The following is a 14,904-nucleotide window of genomic DNA, read 5'->3' as shown; positions in this document are numbered from 1 at the left end:
CGGTACGGGTCAGGGCGTCCAGTCCGGACGCAGCGGGTAGCCGTTCACCCCCTGCGGGCCGTTGTGCGTGGCGAGCACCTGGTGCAACTGGATGCCGTTGCGTTCGAACGCCATCCGGGAGCCGGCCATGTAGAGGCCCCACACCCGGGCGGTGCCCGGACCGACCTCGTTGACGCAGAAGTCCCAGTGCTCGACCAGGTTGCGGCACCAACCGGCCAGCGTCAGCGCGTAGTGCTGGCGCAGGTTCTCCTCGTGGTGCACCTCGAACCCGGCGTCGTGGATCTCGCTGATCAGCCGTCCCGGGCCGGCCAGCTCACCGTCCGGGAAGACGTACCTGTCGATGAACGCGCCGGAGCGGTGCGGCGCCCGGTTGTCGGCCCGGGTGATGCAGTGGTTCAGCAGCCGCCCGCCGCGCTTGAGACGGGACCGCAACCCGCCGAAGTAGGCCGGGTAGTTGCGCACGCCGATGTGCTCGGTCAGCCCGATCGAGGAGATCGCGTCGAACTGCTCGCGCGGCGCGTCCCGGTAGTCGAGGTGCCGCACCTCGGCCAGGTCGCCCAGCCCCTCCCGCTCGATCGCGGCCTGCGCCCACTCGGCCTGCGCCCTGGACAGCGTCACGCCCAGCGCCTTGACGCCGTACTCCCGGGCCGCGTGCCGGACCATGCCGCCCCAGCCGCAGCCGACGTCCAGCAGCCGCATCCCCGGCGTGAGCGCCAGCTTGCCGGCGACGAGGTCGTACTTGGCCCGCTGTGCCTCCTCCAGCGTGTCGCCGGGAGTGCGGAAGACCGCGCAGGTGTACGTCATGGACTCGCCGAGCACCTTCTCGTAGAAGGCGTTCGACACGTCGTAGTGGTGGGAGATCGCGGTGCTGTCCCGCGCCCGCGAGTGACGAAGCCCGTTCACCACCCGCTTCCAGCGCGGCGCCGCCTCCTGCGGCGGGGCCGGCGGGGGCCGCAGCCGCTCCCAGCCCAGCCCCTTGGCCAGGGCCAGCGCGTCGGCCACCGGCGGCATCCGCAGCGGCATCTCGTCCTTGAGCACCCGCAACGCCTCGTACGGGTCGCCGGGGTGCACGCCGTCGAGCCCCAGGTCACCGCTGACGTAGGCCCGGGCCATGCCCAGGTCACCCGGCGCGGTGAGGAGGTACGACAGACCCCGCTCGGTGCGGATCGCCAGGGTGATCCCGGCGTCGGCCGGGCCCACCGCGCTGCCGTCGTACCCGGTGACCCGGACGGGCAGGTCGCCGGTGGTCACCGCGCGGATCACGTCCGCGACGGTCGGTCCGGTGCGCCGGCCGCCCGTGGGCGGCCCGGCCGGGGCGCTCGCCGCCCCCGGTGTTCGGTCGGTCAGACTCATGCTCGGGATACCGCCTTCTCGTACAGTCCGGTGAGTCGGTGATCCGGGTCGTAGCGGTCCTTCACGGCGCGCCAGGTCTCCCCGCCGTAGAGCCGGTCGAACGCGGCCCGGTCGTAGTACGCGTCGGAGTAGAGCGACTTGTGGCCGCCCGTCTCCGACACCATGTGTTCGATCCGCCGGTTGACGTCGCCGTCGGCGGCGCCCGGCGCGATCGGGACGCTGCCCCAGAAGCCGATGTTCACATAGGTCTCGCCCGGTTGGAGCGGATACAGCGGCCACGCCCGGGCCGATCCCGGGCCGGCCGGCTCCCGCAACCGCAGCGGACAGAGCCACACCGGATCCATCTTCACGTTCGCCGCGAACCAGCGCAGGAACTCCGGCGTACGCGCCAGCGGGATCTCCACGTCCTGCACCACCCGCTCGCGCGCCGGCCGGCCCCGCCACCTGTCGACCCGGGCGGCCACCTGGTGCCGGTGCTCGAAGCGCACGATCTTGTGATAGAAGTCGCTGCGCCGGTAGCGCTGCGGCCAGAGCCGCCGGAGGACCGGGTGCTGCACGCCGAAGGCGGACGAGCACCAGAACCAGTCGGTGTCCCACCGCCAGAGATAGTCGTACGCGGTCAGCACGTCGCGGGTGCGCCGACGCAGGGAGCGGTAGTAGATCTCCTGGCCGGTGTAGTCGGACGGACGGCCGTCGGCCTGGTCGGTGAACGTGGCGAGCACCAGGTAGGACTCGCCGGGGCTGAACATCACGCCGTCCATGGCGTCGACCGGCTCGCCCCCGAAAGCGCCCTTGTCGACCACCTCGCCGATCGCGTCGACCAGTTCCTCCAGCCGGGTGAACCGGATGTTGCGCAGCGCCACGTGCCGGCCGACCGGTTGCAGCTCGATGCGCAGCCGGGTGGCGTAACCGAGGCTGCCCAGCGAGTTGGGGAACGCCCGGTGCAGCTCGGCGTGCTCGCCCCGGGGACGGGTGGTGATCAGCTCCCCCGCGCCGGTGAGCACGTCCATCTCGGTCACCGACTCGTGCGGCAGGCCGTTGCGGAACGACGTCGACTCGATGCCCAGGCCGGTCACCGCGCCGCCGAGCGTGATGGTGCGCAACTGCGGCACGACCAGCGGCATCAGCCCGTGCGGCAGCGTCGCGTCGACCAGGTCCTCGTAGGTGCACATGCCCTGCACGTCGGCGGTGCGGGCCGCCGCGTCCACGTCGAGCACCCCGGTCAGCCCGCGTACGTCCAACCCCGGCGCCCGGGGCGCGGAACGGGGGCGGAACAGGTTCGAGGTCTGCTTGGCCAGTCGCACCGTCTCACCGGCGGGCACCGCGGCGTACGAGCGCCGCAGCGCGTCCACCGCCCGTTCATGATCACGGACAGCTCGCATGAGATCACCTTACGCCCCGGTCCGACAATTCGTGGCACCCTCGACGGTGGCCGACGGGCGGGTCGCGGCATAGCGTGGAGGCCATGCCGAAAGCCGTCTGGAACGACCTGGTCGTCGCGGAGAGCGACGACACCGTGCTGGTCGAGGGCAACCACTACTTCCCGCGTACGGCCCTGCGCGACGACCTGATCCGCTCCTCCGACACGCACACGGTCTGCCCGTGGAAGGGCACCGCCTCCTACTACACGCTGGAACACGAGGGCGCCACCAGCCCGGACGCGGTCTGGTACTACCCCGACCCGAAGTCCGGGGCCGAGATGGTGCGGGACCGGGTGGCGTTCTGGAAGGACGTCCGGGTCGTCGACTGAGTCACCGGCCGCCGGGGCGACTGGCCCTCGGCGGCTCCGGTGGGTCAGGATGCCCCCATGGCCGACCCGCGTCCCGACCCGTCCGGCACCGTCTACGGTGCCCGCCCCGCCCGCGGCGGGAGCCGGCTGCCCCGGGACCCGCTGATGCGGACCGCGCTGGGCATCGGCCTGGTCGGCGTACTCCTGGGGGTGTTCTTCGCGACCGGCGTGCTGGGGGGCGGGGCCGACCGGCCGGTGGTGCCGGCGGCGGCCGTGCCGACCCCGGCGGAGAGCGAGCCGAGTTCGGCCCCGCCGACGACCGGGGCCGCGCCGTCGCCCACGCCGAGCGCGACGCCGGAGACGCCGGCCGCGCCGGTGGCCACGCCCCGGGTGATCCGGGGCGTGCCGTCCGGGCGCTGCGTCGGGGTCGCCGGCGACGACCCGGAGGGCGCGCAGGCCGCGCTCGCCGACTGCACCGGCGGGCCGGAGCAGCAGTGGGTGGTCACGCCTGTCGCCCCCGACACCTACCTGCTGGTCAACGCCGCCAGCGGCAAGTGCCTCGACGTCAACGAGGCGAGCACCGACGACGGCGCCGACGTGCAGCAGTGGTCCTGCAACGGGCAGGCCAACCAGCAGTGGAAGCTCCAGCCGACGGGCGGCGGGCCGGTGCTGCTGGTCGCCGTGCACAGCGGCAGGTGCGCGCAGGTCGACGACGCGGGCACCGAGGCCGGGCGGGAGCTGGAACAGGCGCCGTGCGGCGGCGCCGCCGAGCAACAGTGGGCGCTCGGCTGACCGGTCAGCCCCGGTAGCTCCAGGCCCGCCGGCCGGCCGCGACCACGGGCAACGCGAGCGCGGGCCGTCGGCGCAGCAGCAGGGAGAGCCCGGCCGCGCCGATCGAGAGCGCACCGGCCACGTACCAGGCCATCGCGTAGTCGCCGAGGCGGTCCCGGACCAGGCCGGCGCCGGTGGCGGCCAGCGCGGCGCCCACCTGGTGCGCGGCGAACACCCAGCCGAACACCACCGCGCCGGACGCGCCGAACCACTCCCGGCACAGCGCCACCGTCGGCGGCACGGTGGCCACCCAGTCCAGCCCGTAGAAGACGATGAAGACCAGCATGCTCGGCTCGGCCCGGCCGGCGAACAGGCTCGGCAGCACCAGCAGCGATCCGCCGCGCAGCGTGTAGTAGGCGCCGAGCAGCAGCCGGCTGTCGACCCGGTCGGTGAGCCAGCCGGACGCCACCGACCCGGCGATGTCGAAGATCCCGACCAGGGCGAGCAGGCCGGCGGCGGTGGTCTCCGGCATGCCGTGGTCGTGCGCGGCCGGCACGAAGTGCGTGCCGACCAGCCCGTTCGTGGTCGCGCCGCAGATCGCGAAGCCGCCGGCCAGCAACCAGAACGGCCGGGTCCGCGCGGCGGCGGCCAGCGCGCCGACCGCGCGGCCCGCCGCGCCGCCCGCCGGCCGGGCCGGCGGCACGACAGCGGTGGCGCCGTAGGCGGGCCGGCCGAGATCCGCCGGGTGCTCGCGCAGCAACCACCCCACCAGGGGTACGACGGCGAGCGCGGCCCCGGCCACGACGAGTGCCGCCGTCCGCCACCCGTGGTCGCGCACCAGCACCGCGAGCAGCGGGAGGAACACCAGTTGCCCGGCCGCCCCGCCGGCGGTGAGCACGCCGGTGACCAGGCCCCGGCGGCGGACGAACCAGCGCCCGGTGACGGTCGCCACGAACGCCAGCGCCATCGAGCCGGTGCCCAGCCCGACCAGCACGCCCCAGCAGAGGATGAGCTGCCAGCTCTCGGTCATCGCCACGGTCAGCCCGCTGCCGGCGGCCACCAGCAGCAGCGCGACGGCCACCACCCGGCGGATGCCGAACCGGTCCATCAGCGCCGCGGCGAACGGGGCGGTGACGCCGTAGAGCAGCAGGTTGACCGAGACGGCGGCGGAGATGGTGGCGAGCGGCCAGCCGAACTCGGCGTGCAACGGATGCAGCAGGACGCCCGGGGTGGCCCGGAAGCCGGCGGCGCCGACCAGCGCCACGAACGCGACGCCGGCGACCAGCCAGGCCGGGTGCAGTCTTCTCACCCACCGAGTCTCGCCACGGCGGGCCCCGGGGACGAGTGGCCGGAAAGCCATCGTGCGCAATAATCGGGCCATGCCCGCCCTGCCGCCGCACCGCGTCGTCGTACTCGCCCTGGACGGCGTGGTCGCCCTCGACCTCGGCACCCCCGCCCAGCTCTTCGGCGCCGCCCGCGTCACGGACCGGACCCGGCTGTACGCGGTCACCACCTGCACCGCCGGGGCCCGTCCGGTACGCAGCACGGGCGGCTTCCGGGTGCTCCCCGACCACGGCCTCGACGCGCTGGACACCGCCGACACGGTGATCGTCCCCGGCATCCACGAGGGCCCGCCGCTCACCGCCGGCACGGTGGACGCCGACGTGGCGGACGCGCTGCGCGCCGCCCACGAGCGGGGCGCCCGGATCATGTCCATCTGCACCGGCGCGTTCGTGCTCGCCGCCGCCGGCCTGCTCGACGGCCGACCGGCCACCACCCACTGGGCGTACGCGGCCCGCTTCCGGCGGCTGTACCCGGGCGTACGGCTCGACCCCGAGGTGCTCTTCGTCGACGACGGGCCGGTGCTCACCTCGGCCGGGGTGGCCGCCGGCATCGACCTCTGCCTGCACGTGATCCGCACCGACCACGGCAGCGCGGTGGCCAACCGGGCGGCCCGCCGCTGCGTGGTGCCGCCGTGGCGCGACGGCGGCCAGGCCCAGTACATCGAGCGGCCGGTGCCCCGGGCCACGGCCACCGGCACCGCGGCCACCCGCGAGTGGGCCCGGCGACGGCTGCACGAACCGGTCGCGTTGCGCGAGATGGCCGCGCACGCGCGGATGAGCGTCCGCACGTTCACCCGGCACTTCCGCTCCGAGACCGGGCTCAGCCCGGCGCAGTGGCTGCTGCGGCAACGCACCGAGCACGCCCGGGTGCTGCTGGAGACCACCGACCTGAGCGTCGACCGGATCGCCCGGGACGCCGGCTTCGGCACCACCGCCGCCCTGCGCCAGCACTTCCACGCCCGGGTGGGCGTGGCCCCCACCGCCTACCGCCGCGCCTTCCGCGCGCCCCTGGGGTCAGGCCAGGTGGGGCTGCCGGCGTAGCGCGCGGAGCTGGGTCAGGTGCAGCGGCAGGTGCACCCGGATGTGCAGGTCGAGCGCGCGCCCCCAGGGCAGCGAGTCGTCCACGTCCAGGTCGAAGCCCTCGCGCAGCACGGTCTCGACGGGCGTCTCGGCGGCCGGGCCGAGCCGCTCGGCCAGCGCGCAGAGCTTCAGGCTGGTGGCCCGCAGCAGCGCGGCCAGCGCGTCCAGCCCGCCGCACTCGGAGACCAGCGCGTCGAGCTGCGGGCGGTGCACGGCGTCCAGGTCGTAGTACGCGAACGGCGACCCGGCCAGCACCGCCTCCGTCGCCTCGCTCATCAGCTCGTCGTTGGCGGCGAGGTGCGCGACGATCTGCTCGGCGCTCAGCTCCCCCTCCGGCGGCGGCCCGAACCCGCCCGCGTCCACCTCGGCGAGCAGCTCGTCATACGCCCGCCGCAGCGCCCCGGCATCCACCTCGTCCATGCCCGCATCCAACCCCATCCCACCCCCACCCCGCGCGGATTCACGGAAAGCGTGGCCATGGCACGCGGAATGGCCACTCTTTCCGTGAATCCGCGCGGACAGGCCGGCGGGGTCGGGGGGTCAGCGGCGGCCGTGGCGGGCGCGGAGGTAGTCGGAGACGACGTACTCGCCGAGGTCGTTCAGGTCGGGGGTGAACATCCGGCCGCCGGAACGGCGGGCCACCGCGTCGACGAACCGGCGCAGCCCCGGATCGTCGCCGAGCATGAACAGGTTGAGCGTGGCGCCGTACCGGGTCAGCTTGTCCACCTCGCGGATGGTCGCCTCGATCGTCTCCGGCAGCGGGGGCCAGTTGAAGCACGCCTCGCCGTCGTCCGGATCCAGATGGGCGGTGGGCTCGCCGTCGGTCACCACGAGCACCACCGGCTCGGCGCCCGGGTGGCGGCGCAGGTGCCGGCCCGCCAGCCGCAACGCGTGCTGGAGGTTGGTGCCCTGCTCCATGTCCGGCTCCGCCGCCGCCAGCTCCTGCTGGGTCAGCGGCATCGCCTCCCGCCCGAAGCCGACGATCTGCAACGCGTCCTGCGGGAACCGGGTGGCCATCAGGTGCGACAGCGCCAGCGCCGTCTGCTTCATCGGGCCCCACCGCCCCTGCGAGATCATCGAGTACGACAGGTCGACGCAGAGCACCACCGCCGCGGACGCCCGACGCTCGGTCTCCATCACCTCGAAGTCCTCGACCGCGAGCGGCACCGGCACGCCGGGGCCGGCCCGGCGGACCGCCCGGGTCAGCGTGCGCACCACGTCCAGCGGCTGCTCGTCGCCGTACTCCCAGGGGCGGGAGGCGCCGCTGACCTCGCCGGCCGCACCGGCGGAGCGCAGGTCGTGCTGGCCCCGGGGACCGGCCGTCAGGTCGGCGAAGACCCGCCGCAGCGCGGTGCCGGCGAGCCGGCGCAGCGCCTTCGGGCTGAGCGTGAGCCCCTCCGTGTCCCGGGTCACCCAGCCCTGGCGGCGCAGCTCCCGCTCCAGGTCGCGCAGGCGGCGTACGTCGTCGGCGGCGTCCCGGCCCAGCGTCCGGGCCACCGCGTCGACGTCGACGTCGTCAAGCGTGGCGCCGGCCTGGTCCTGGTCGAGCGAGTCCAGCAGCTCGTCGAGTTCGGCGATCTCGTCGAGCGCGCCGGTCGCCTCGCCGTAGCCGAGCGGCTGGTCGCCGCGGACGCGTTCGCCGCGCTGCCAGTTCAGGTCGGGGCGCAGCGAGCGCAGGTGCGCGTCGAGTTGGGACAGCTCCCCGGCGAGCCGGTCGCCGAGCGACTGGCGCATCAGCCCGGCCAGCTCCTCGCGCTGCCGGTCCGACAGCGACCGCATCAGTCGTTCCCCGGCCGCCGACCGACGGGCCAGCACGTCGATCAGCTCGTCGACGTTGCGGGGCCGTTCCGGGAAGAACTCGCCGTGCCGGCGCATGAACTCGGCGAACGCGTCGGTGGTGTCCTCCGAGCGGGCGTGCCGGGCGAGCAGCTCGTTGAGGTCGCGCATCATGTCACCGAGCTGCCGCTGGGCGTCCGGGTCACCGGCGGCCCGCGCCGCGTCCCGCAGCCCGGCGAAGCGCTGCTCCAGCACGTCGCCCCGCAGCCCGTCGAGGATCCGCTGGTAGGTCTGACGCGCCTCGGCGCTGACCCAGTCGTATTCGGACAGCTCGGAGACCGCGCGCGCGGTGGACCGGGGCAGGTTGTCCAGCACCGCCTCGGCGAACCGGGCGTCGTCGCCGTCGCGGCCCCGCAGCTCGTCCCGCTCGGCGGCGAGCGCCTGGTCGAGCAGCGCCTGGGCCCGGGTCACCGCGCCGTCCAGGTCGCCCCGGCGCAACGCCTCCCGGCGCAGCCGGCGCGCCCGGGCGGCCAGGTCCTGGAGGCCGCCGCGACCGTCCGGGCCGCGCCGCAGCAGGTCCCGCAGCGCCTCCCGGAGGCTGCCCCCGCCGAGCACCTCCGCGCCGACCGCGTCCACCGCGGCTCGCACGTCGTACGGCGGGGCGAGCGGGTCGGGCCCGCCGCGCCACTGCCCGTACCGGAACCGGTTGCCGGCCACGGTCAGCCCCGGCCGCCGTAGACGGTGCGCCCGGAGTCGGTGACGTCCTTGCCGAGCCGGCGGGTCAGGTGCAGCCCTTCGAGGACGAACTCGACGCCGGCGGCGGCCTCCGCCGGGCTGGGCGCGTCCCCCAGACCGAGCCGGTCGAGCACCTTCGCCAGCCCCGGCACGGTGCCGACCTGGCGCAGCAGCTCCGTGGCGGAGACCAGCTCCCCGGTCTCGACGGCGCCGCCCTCGGCGACCAGCGCGGTGAAGCCGGACAGGTCCAGCCCGGACAGCCGGGCCCGGAACGTCTCCGCCGTGGCGGTACGCAGCAGGTGCGCGAGCACCTCGATCTCGCGCCCCTCCTCGCCGCTCTCGAACTCGACCTTCCCGCGCAGCGTCGACGTCACCGAGACCGCGTCACCGACGCGCGCCACCGCCTCCTCCGGCGCGCGGCGGGAACCGGTGTCGTCGGTGGCGCCGGCGGCGAGCAGGCCGGAGCGGCGCAGCGCGGCGGCGGCCACGGTCTCCGCGGCGGCGATGGCGAACCGGGCGGACACCCCGGAGCGCGGGTCCACCGACGGCGACTCGCGCACCCCGCGGGCGAACCGGGCGAGCACCTCCAGCACGTGCTCCGGCACGCCTGCGACCAGGTCGGCCTCCTGCCGGATCAACGCCAGCTCCAGCTCCAGGTCGAGCGGGTAGTGGGTGCGGATCTCGGCGCCGAAGCGGTCCTTGAGCGGGGTGATGATCCGGCCCCGGTTGGTGTAGTCCTCCGGGTTGGCGCTGGCCACCAGCAGCAGGTCCAGCGGCAGCCGGAGCTGGTACCCGCGGACCTGGATGTCCCGCTCCTCCAGCACGTTGAGCAGCGCCACCTGGATCCGTTCGGCCAGGTCGGGCAGCTCGTTGACGGCGAACACGCCCCGGTTGGTGCGCGGGACGAGGCCGAAGTGGATGGTCTCCGGGTCGCCGAGCGTCCGCCCCTGGGCGAGCCGGACCGGGTCGACGTCGCCGATCAGGTCGCCCACGCTGGTGTCCGGCGTGGCGAGCTTCTCGCCGTAGCGCATCGAGCGGTGCAGCCAGCCGATCGACAGGTCGTCGCCGGCCTCGGCCACCTGGGCCCGGCTGGCCGGGGTGAGCGGGTGCATCGGGTGCTCGTTGAGCACCGAGCCGGGGATCACCGGGGTCCACTCGTCGAGCAGCCCGCCGAGCGCGCGGATCAGCCGGGTCTTGCCCTGCCCACGCTCGCCGAGCAGCACCATGTCGTGGCCGGCGAGCAGCGCCCGCTCGACCTCGGGCAGCACCGTGTCCTGGTAGCCGACGATGCCGGGGAAGCGCTCCTCGCCGGACCGCATCCGGGCGAGGAGGTTGTCGCGGAGTTCCTGCTTGACGGTGCGGTAGTGGTGGCCGGTCGCGCGCAGCGCGCCGAGCGTGGCGGGCAGCTCGGCCGGCGGAGCCGGGGAAACCTGGGAGTGAGCGCTCACCCGCACCACGCTAGCTCAGTTTTCCCGCTTCGCCCGGTGGTCGGTCCCGCCCCGTGACCGGGACCGACCACCGGGGGCGGTCAGCGCCCGCAGCGGCGGCAGGCGCCGCGGCGGCGCAGCAGGTAGGCGTACGCGGCGGCGCCGAGCGCCACGCCCCACAGCGGCCAGAGCAGCATCGGCAGCGTGGTGAGGCTGAACCCGCCGGTCAACGCCCAGAACCGTGGGGCGGTGAGCAGCCCGAGTGAGCCGGCGGTGACCGCGAGCGCGACGAGCGTGGCGGGCGCCACGGCGAGCGACACCGGCACCCGGCGGCCGGCCAGGCCGACCATCCACCGGGGGAACCGCTCGCCCCAGGGCCGGACCAGCCCGAGCGTGAGCACCGCCCCGGCCACCGCGAAGGCGCCCAGCCCGGCACCCGCCCAGACGAGCCCGCTGTCGTGCATCTCGTCGAGGAAGTCGCGGGAGATGCCGAGCGGGATGCCGGCGGCCCAGGCGAGCCGGGTGAGCGCGTACAGGGTGGGGATGACCGCGGCGGTCCAGGCCGCCCAGCGCCCCCAGCGGGCCGCGGCGGCCGGGGTGGTCCAGCCCCGCCCGGCGTCGCCCCGGCCGCAGCCGGCACAGGCCCCGGCGGTACGGCGTTGCCAGCCGAGCACCGCCAGGGCGAGCAGCACCCCGCCCGCCATCGCGGCGGTCTTGCACAGCAGCGTCCAGGTGAACACGTCGGCGTAGTCGACCGGTGGCCAGCCGAACGGCGCGCCGACGAGCAGGATCGGCGCGTAGCCCAGCGTGATCAGCACCCGGGTGTCCGGCACCACCACGGCCAGCCCGAACGCGACCGTCCAGCCGTGGCCGAGCAGCAGCGCGCGCAGCGGCCGGGACGGGTGGGCGACCGGGCCGGCCATGGCCAGCGCGACGACCGCGGCGGTGAGCAGCAGCGCCGCGAACAGCGCCGGTCCGACCGACACCGGCACCAGGCGGAGCAGGTTGACCTCGCGGTCCCGGTCGTGCGCGCCGAACGGGTAGCCGGCGCGGGTCACGGTGGAGATCAGGGCGAGCACGCCCCAGAGCGCGAGCCAGCCGGCGGCGAGCGGCGCGGTCCGGGACCGGTGACGGGTCGGTGCGAGCGACGTGGCGGTCATGGTTCGAGCCTCGGCTCCCGGCGACCCGAGACCCTCCCGTGGCGGAGTGAGACGCCTCCCCCGGCCGGGGGACTCAGCCGGTCGGCACCACGAACCCCGACTCGTACGCGGCGATCACCGCCTGGGTGCGATCCCGCACCCCGAGCTTGGCCAGCACGTTCCCGACGTGCGTCTTGACCGTCTCCCCGCCGACCACCAGCCGGGCGGCGATCTCCGGGTTCGACAGCCCGGCCGCCATCAGCCGCAGCACCTCGGCCTCCCGCTCGGTGAGCCGGGCGGCGGCCAGCCGGTCCCCGCCGCGTCGCCCGTACGCGCCGACGAGCTGCCGGATCGCGGCCGGGAAGAGCAGCGACTCGCCGGCCGCGACCACCCGGATCGCCTCCACCACCTCGGCGGGGCGGGCCCGTTTGAGCAGGAAGCCGCTCGCGCCGGCGCGCAGCGCCTCGTAGACGTACTCGTCGTTGGCGAACGTGGTGACCACCAGCACGCGCGGCGGGTCGGCGGAGGCGGCGAGCAGCCGGCGGGTGGCCTGGATGCCGTCGATGGCCGGCATCCGCACGTCCATCAGCACCACCCGTGGCCGCAGCCTGGCCACCAGCGGCGGCACCGCCGCGCCGTCCGCCGCCTCACCGACCACGCGCAGGTCCGGCTGGGCGTCCACGATGGCCCGCAGCCCGACCCGGATCAGCTCGTCGTCGTCCACGATCAGCACGTCGATGGTCACCCGGGCTCCTTCCTCGGCGCGGGCAGGGTGGCCCGGACCCGCCACCGGTTCCCGACCGGGCCGGCGTCGAGCCGCCCGCCGAGCAGCAGCACCCGTTCCCGCATGCCGTCCAGCCCGCGTCCGCCGCCGGTCGGGCCGGTGCCGGCGCGCACGGTGTTGACCAGCTCGATCGCCAACCCGTCCGGGGGTACGCCGACCCGCAGCGTGACCGGTCCCCGGCCGTGCCGGGCCGCGTTGGTCAGCCCTTCCTGCACGATCCGGTAGCCCTCGCGGGACACCACCGCGGGCAGCGCGTCCAGCGGGCCGTCGACCCGGGACTCGACGACCAGCCCGGCGGCCCGGGCGGCGGCGACCAGGTCGGCGAGGCCGGCCAGGGTGGGCTGCGGCGCGGTGGACGCGGCCGGCCGCCCGGCGTCCGTCTCGCGGAGCAGCCCGAGCACCTGGTCGAGGTCGTCCATGGCCCGGCGGCTGGTCTCCTCGATGGCCCGCAGCGCCTGCCGGGTGAACTCCGGGTCGGTGTCGAGCAGCTCCCGCGCGGCGCCAGCCTGGAGCGTCGCCACGGTCAGCGCGTGTCCCACCGAGTCGTGCAGTTCCCGGGCCAGCCGGTTGCGTTCGGCGAGCCGCACGGCCCGGGCCTCCAACGCGGCGATCCGCTCGGCCTGGGCCGGGCCGAGCAGCACCGGCGCCATCGAGGCGGCGAGCGCGCCCAGCCCGGCCACCGCGTACCCGAGCACGACCAGCAGGGCCACCCCGGCCAGCCCGGCCGGCACCGGGCGGGCCGGGTCGAACGGCCCGAAACGCTCACCCGGCCCGGCCCCGGTGTCGATCCCGGTCAACCCGACGACGAACACCAGCGCCATCGGGAACGCGCTGATCGCGGCGAACAGCACGGCCGCGCCGGTGCCCAGGTGCATGGCGATCCAGAGCGCGGCGCGCAACCGGGTCTCCCGGTCGACGCGGTGGCCCGGCAGCGGCTCCGGCAGGTCGACCGCGAGCAGCGCCCGGGCGGCGGCGATCTCCAGCGCCCGGCTGCCGGCCAGGAACACCGGCACCACGGCCAGCCCGACGCCGACCAGCAGCAGCCCGTACCCGAGCGGGCGCGGCACCTCCGTGCTGGTCAGGAGCTGCGCGAACGCCACCACCAGCAGCGCGTACGGCAGCGCGAGCACGCCACCGAGCAGCAGGAACACGGCACGCCGCCAGGTGCTGCCGCGCACCAGCGGCGCGAGCGCGCCCCGGACCGTCATCCGGTCATTGTCCCGTCGCCGGTCGCCGGGCGACTCCCCCACGCCGGGGAGATCGGCCCGTCAGCGGTGGTCGCGCACGTAGCCCTGCGGGTCCTTGTCGCGGAACGGCAGGTCCCGGCCGTTCTTGTGCTCGCCGTAGAAGGTGAGCCAACGCGCCCCCAGCTCGGCCCGCAGCTCCACGCTCGCGTGCCGGCGGAAGTCGGGCAGCGCCTCGTCCTCCTCCTCGGCCAGGTGCTCGCTGTTCTCCCGGCGGGCCGTGCCGACCGCCGCCCACCAGGCGTCCGAGCCGACCTCGTGCAGCTTGGCCTCGGCGATCGCGTCGCGGATCTTGTTGTGGTCGCCGATCGCGTCGGCGGTCTCGTCCTCGCCGTCGTCGCCGTGCTTCACCAGGTGCGGATAGAGGATGGCCTCCTCCGCCTCGGCGTGGATGTCCAGGTGCAGCGCGAGCGCCTCCCAGATCGCCAGCATCTCGGCCGGGTCGCGGGCGTCGTCGAGTCGGGCGAAGCCGCGCCGGAAGGCGGCGTGGTCGTCCAGGATCAGTGCGGTGACGTCGTCCATGCGGTCACTTCCCCAGTCGGGCGCGGATCAGCCGGGGCATCGCGGCCAGGCCGGTGACCGGCCGGAACGCGTGCGCGGCGGCGACCAGCGCGGCGTACTCGTCGTCGGCCAGGTCGATGTCGGCGGCGGCCGCGTTGCGTTCCATCTGCTCCACCCCGGACGCGCCGGGGATGGCCACCACGTTCGGGTGCCGCAGCACGTACGCGAGCGCGATCTGGCTCGGGGCGGCGTCGTGCGCGTCGGCCACCTCGCGCAGCGTGGCGATCAGTTCGGTGCCGCGGGCCAGGTTCTCCGGCAGGAAGTACGGGTTGGCCCGGCGCACCGCCCCGGACGGCGGGTTGGCGGCGTCGTAGCGGCCGGAGAGGAACCCCTGCGCCAGCGGGCTGTACGCGATGACGATCCGGCCGGCCTGCTCCGCGTACGGGATCAGGTCCTTCTCCGGGCCGCGGTCGATCATGCTGTAGCGGACCTGGTTGCTCAGCACCCGTCGGCCCAGCGCGGCCTCGGCGAACCGCCACCGGCGCAGGTCGTAGTTGCTGACCCCGACCTCGCCGACCAGCCCGACGTCCTGCAACGAGCGCATGCCGCGCATGGTGGTGGTGTCGGCGACCACCGGGTTGGCCTGGTGCACCTGGTAGAGGTCGATGCGGTCGACGCCGAGCCGGGCGGCGGAGGCGACCGCCCGTTGCTGCACCACCGGCGCGACCGGCAGCAGCGGGAAGATCTTGCTGGCCACCACCACCTTCGCCCGGTCGTCGCCGAGTGCTGCGCCGAGGATGCGTTCGCTGCGGCCGAAGCCGTACAGCTCGGCGGTGTCGAAGAGGGTGACCCCGAGGTCGAGCGCCCGCCGCACGATCTCGGCCGCCCGCCGCTCGTAGTCGGCGCCGTAGCCCCACTCGCGGGAGCCGAACTGCCACGTGCCGAGACCGATCTTGGAAATGGGCTTGGGAGTGTCGAGCCGCACGAAACGCATGGCTCCGACGCTACCCGCGCCCCGGTGC

The 14,904-nt window shown here is 75.2% G+C and carries 14 protein-coding genes; 3 read left to right on the top strand and 11 right to left on the bottom strand.

Going from position 1 to position 14,904, the window contains the following annotated elements; translation table 11 throughout:
* Positions 1 to 9: 9 nt before the first annotated feature.
* Together OG767_RS06465 and OG767_RS06460 are read right to left on the bottom strand one after the other, a co-directional pair.
* The gene (locus OG767_RS06465) at positions 10 to 1,353 is read right to left on the bottom strand and encodes a class I SAM-dependent methyltransferase (RefSeq protein WP_405092586.1); all 1,344 of its coding nucleotides are present in this window, start codon (positions 1,351 to 1,353) and stop codon (positions 10 to 12) included.
* Positions 1,350 to 2,735 (bottom strand): FAD-binding oxidoreductase, encoded by a 1,386-nt coding sequence (locus tag OG767_RS06460; RefSeq protein WP_405092585.1) that lies wholly within the window; start codon positions 2,733 to 2,735, stop codon positions 1,350 to 1,352. The genes OG767_RS06465 and OG767_RS06460 overlap by 4 nt, the downstream gene beginning before the upstream one ends.
* Before the next feature lie 83 nt (positions 2,736 to 2,818).
* Here OG767_RS06460 and OG767_RS06455 point away from each other — a divergent pair, with 83 nt between their 5' ends.
* Together OG767_RS06455 and OG767_RS06450 are read left to right on the top strand one after the other, a co-directional pair.
* On the top strand, positions 2,819 to 3,103 hold the full coding sequence (locus OG767_RS06455) for a DUF427 domain-containing protein (protein WP_405092584.1): 285 nt from the start codon (positions 2,819 to 2,821) through the stop codon (positions 3,101 to 3,103).
* Positions 3,104 to 3,160: 57 nt separating this feature from the next.
* Complete coding sequence (locus tag OG767_RS06450) at positions 3,161 to 3,874, top strand: RICIN domain-containing protein (RefSeq protein WP_405092583.1); 714 nt, start codon at positions 3,161 to 3,163, stop codon at positions 3,872 to 3,874.
* A 4-nt stretch (positions 3,875 to 3,878) separates the two neighbouring features.
* Here the strand turns inward: OG767_RS06450 and OG767_RS06445 are convergent, their stop codons facing one another.
* Positions 3,879 to 5,213 carry an MFS transporter gene (locus OG767_RS06445; protein WP_405092582.1) on the bottom strand — a complete coding sequence of 445 codons (1,335 nt, stop codon included), beginning with the start codon at positions 5,211 to 5,213 and terminating at the stop codon, positions 3,879 to 3,881.
* 19 nt (positions 5,214 to 5,232) lie between these two features.
* Here OG767_RS06445 and OG767_RS06440 point away from each other — a divergent pair, with 19 nt between their 5' ends.
* Complete coding sequence (locus OG767_RS06440) at positions 5,233 to 6,237, top strand: GlxA family transcriptional regulator (protein WP_405092581.1); 1,005 nt, start codon at positions 5,233 to 5,235, stop codon at positions 6,235 to 6,237.
* Here OG767_RS06440 and OG767_RS06435 read toward each other — a convergent pair.
* The 8 genes from OG767_RS06435 to OG767_RS06400 all read right to left on the bottom strand — a co-directional run bounded on the left by OG767_RS06435 (position 6,211) and on the right by OG767_RS06400 (position 14,876).
* Entirely contained in the window at positions 6,211 to 6,696 is a 486-nt protein-coding gene (locus OG767_RS06435; RefSeq protein ID WP_405092580.1) for a hypothetical protein, read from the bottom strand. The two genes, OG767_RS06440 and OG767_RS06435, sit on opposite strands and share 27 nt — an antisense overlap.
* 120 nt (positions 6,697 to 6,816) lie before the next feature.
* On the bottom strand, positions 6,817 to 8,769 hold the full coding sequence (locus tag OG767_RS06430) for a VWA domain-containing protein (protein WP_405092579.1): 1,953 nt from the start codon (positions 8,767 to 8,769) through the stop codon (positions 6,817 to 6,819).
* A gap of 2 nt (positions 8,770 to 8,771) precedes the next feature.
* Positions 8,772 to 10,244, bottom strand: coding sequence for a magnesium chelatase (locus OG767_RS06425; protein WP_405092578.1), 1,473 nt, complete (start codon positions 10,242 to 10,244; stop codon positions 8,772 to 8,774).
* 71 nt (positions 10,245 to 10,315) lie between these two features.
* Positions 10,316 to 11,374 (bottom strand): hypothetical protein, encoded by a 1,059-nt coding sequence (locus tag OG767_RS06420; protein ID WP_405092577.1) that lies wholly within the window; start codon positions 11,372 to 11,374, stop codon positions 10,316 to 10,318.
* Positions 11,375 to 11,447: 73 nt separating this feature from the next.
* On the bottom strand, positions 11,448 to 12,098 hold the full coding sequence (locus OG767_RS06415) for a response regulator (RefSeq protein WP_405092576.1): 651 nt from the start codon (positions 12,096 to 12,098) through the stop codon (positions 11,448 to 11,450).
* Positions 12,095 to 13,345: a sensor histidine kinase gene (locus OG767_RS06410; protein ID WP_405092575.1), complete on the bottom strand. Its 1,251-nt coding sequence runs from the start codon at positions 13,343 to 13,345 to the stop codon at positions 12,095 to 12,097. The genes OG767_RS06415 and OG767_RS06410 overlap by 4 nt, the downstream gene beginning before the upstream one ends.
* A 60-nt stretch (positions 13,346 to 13,405) precedes the next feature.
* The gene (locus OG767_RS06405; RefSeq protein ID WP_357302311.1) at positions 13,406 to 13,903 is read right to left on the bottom strand and encodes a hemerythrin domain-containing protein; all 498 of its coding nucleotides are present in this window, start codon (positions 13,901 to 13,903) and stop codon (positions 13,406 to 13,408) included.
* 4 nt (positions 13,904 to 13,907) lie between these two features.
* The gene (locus tag OG767_RS06400) at positions 13,908 to 14,876 is read right to left on the bottom strand and encodes an aldo/keto reductase (RefSeq protein ID WP_405092574.1); all 969 of its coding nucleotides are present in this window, start codon (positions 14,874 to 14,876) and stop codon (positions 13,908 to 13,910) included.
* Between the last annotated feature and the right edge of the window lie 28 nt (positions 14,877 to 14,904).

The sequence above is a fragment of the Micromonospora sp. NBC_01392 genome, from assembly GCF_045040125.1.
GTDB lineage: Bacteria > Actinomycetota > Actinomycetes > Mycobacteriales > Micromonosporaceae > Micromonospora.
Note: the sequence above shows the minus strand (reverse complement) of the source record. Positions and strands in the feature narration are given on the sequence as shown.

Excerpts from the sequence above, each read along its gene's own strand:
- OG767_RS06465 (WP_405092586.1), bottom strand. The coding sequence starts at position 1,353 with ATGAGTCTGACCGACCGAACACCGGGGGCGGCGAGCGCCCCGGCCGGG.
- OG767_RS06460 (WP_405092585.1), bottom strand. The coding sequence starts at position 2,735 with ATGCGAGCTGTCCGTGATCATGAACGGGCGGTGGACGCGCTGCGGCGC.
- OG767_RS06455 (WP_405092584.1), top strand. The coding sequence starts at position 2,819 with ATGCCGAAAGCCGTCTGGAACGACCTGGTCGTCGCGGAGAGCGACGAC.
- OG767_RS06450 (WP_405092583.1), top strand. The coding sequence starts at position 3,161 with ATGGCCGACCCGCGTCCCGACCCGTCCGGCACCGTCTACGGTGCCCGC.
- OG767_RS06445 (WP_405092582.1), bottom strand. The coding sequence starts at position 5,213 with ATGGCTTTCCGGCCACTCGTCCCCGGGGCCCGCCGTGGCGAGACTCGG.
- OG767_RS06440 (WP_405092581.1), top strand. The coding sequence starts at position 5,233 with ATGCCCGCCCTGCCGCCGCACCGCGTCGTCGTACTCGCCCTGGACGGC.
- OG767_RS06435 (WP_405092580.1), bottom strand. The coding sequence starts at position 6,696 with ATGGACGAGGTGGATGCCGGGGCGCTGCGGCGGGCGTATGACGAGCTG.
- OG767_RS06420 (WP_405092577.1), bottom strand. The coding sequence starts at position 11,374 with ATGACCGCCACGTCGCTCGCACCGACCCGTCACCGGTCCCGGACCGCG.
- OG767_RS06410 (WP_405092575.1), bottom strand. The coding sequence starts at position 13,345 with ATGACGGTCCGGGGCGCGCTCGCGCCGCTGGTGCGCGGCAGCACCTGG.
- OG767_RS06405 (WP_357302311.1), bottom strand. The coding sequence starts at position 13,903 with ATGGACGACGTCACCGCACTGATCCTGGACGACCACGCCGCCTTCCGG.
- OG767_RS06400 (WP_405092574.1), bottom strand. The coding sequence starts at position 14,876 with ATGCGTTTCGTGCGGCTCGACACTCCCAAGCCCATTTCCAAGATCGGT.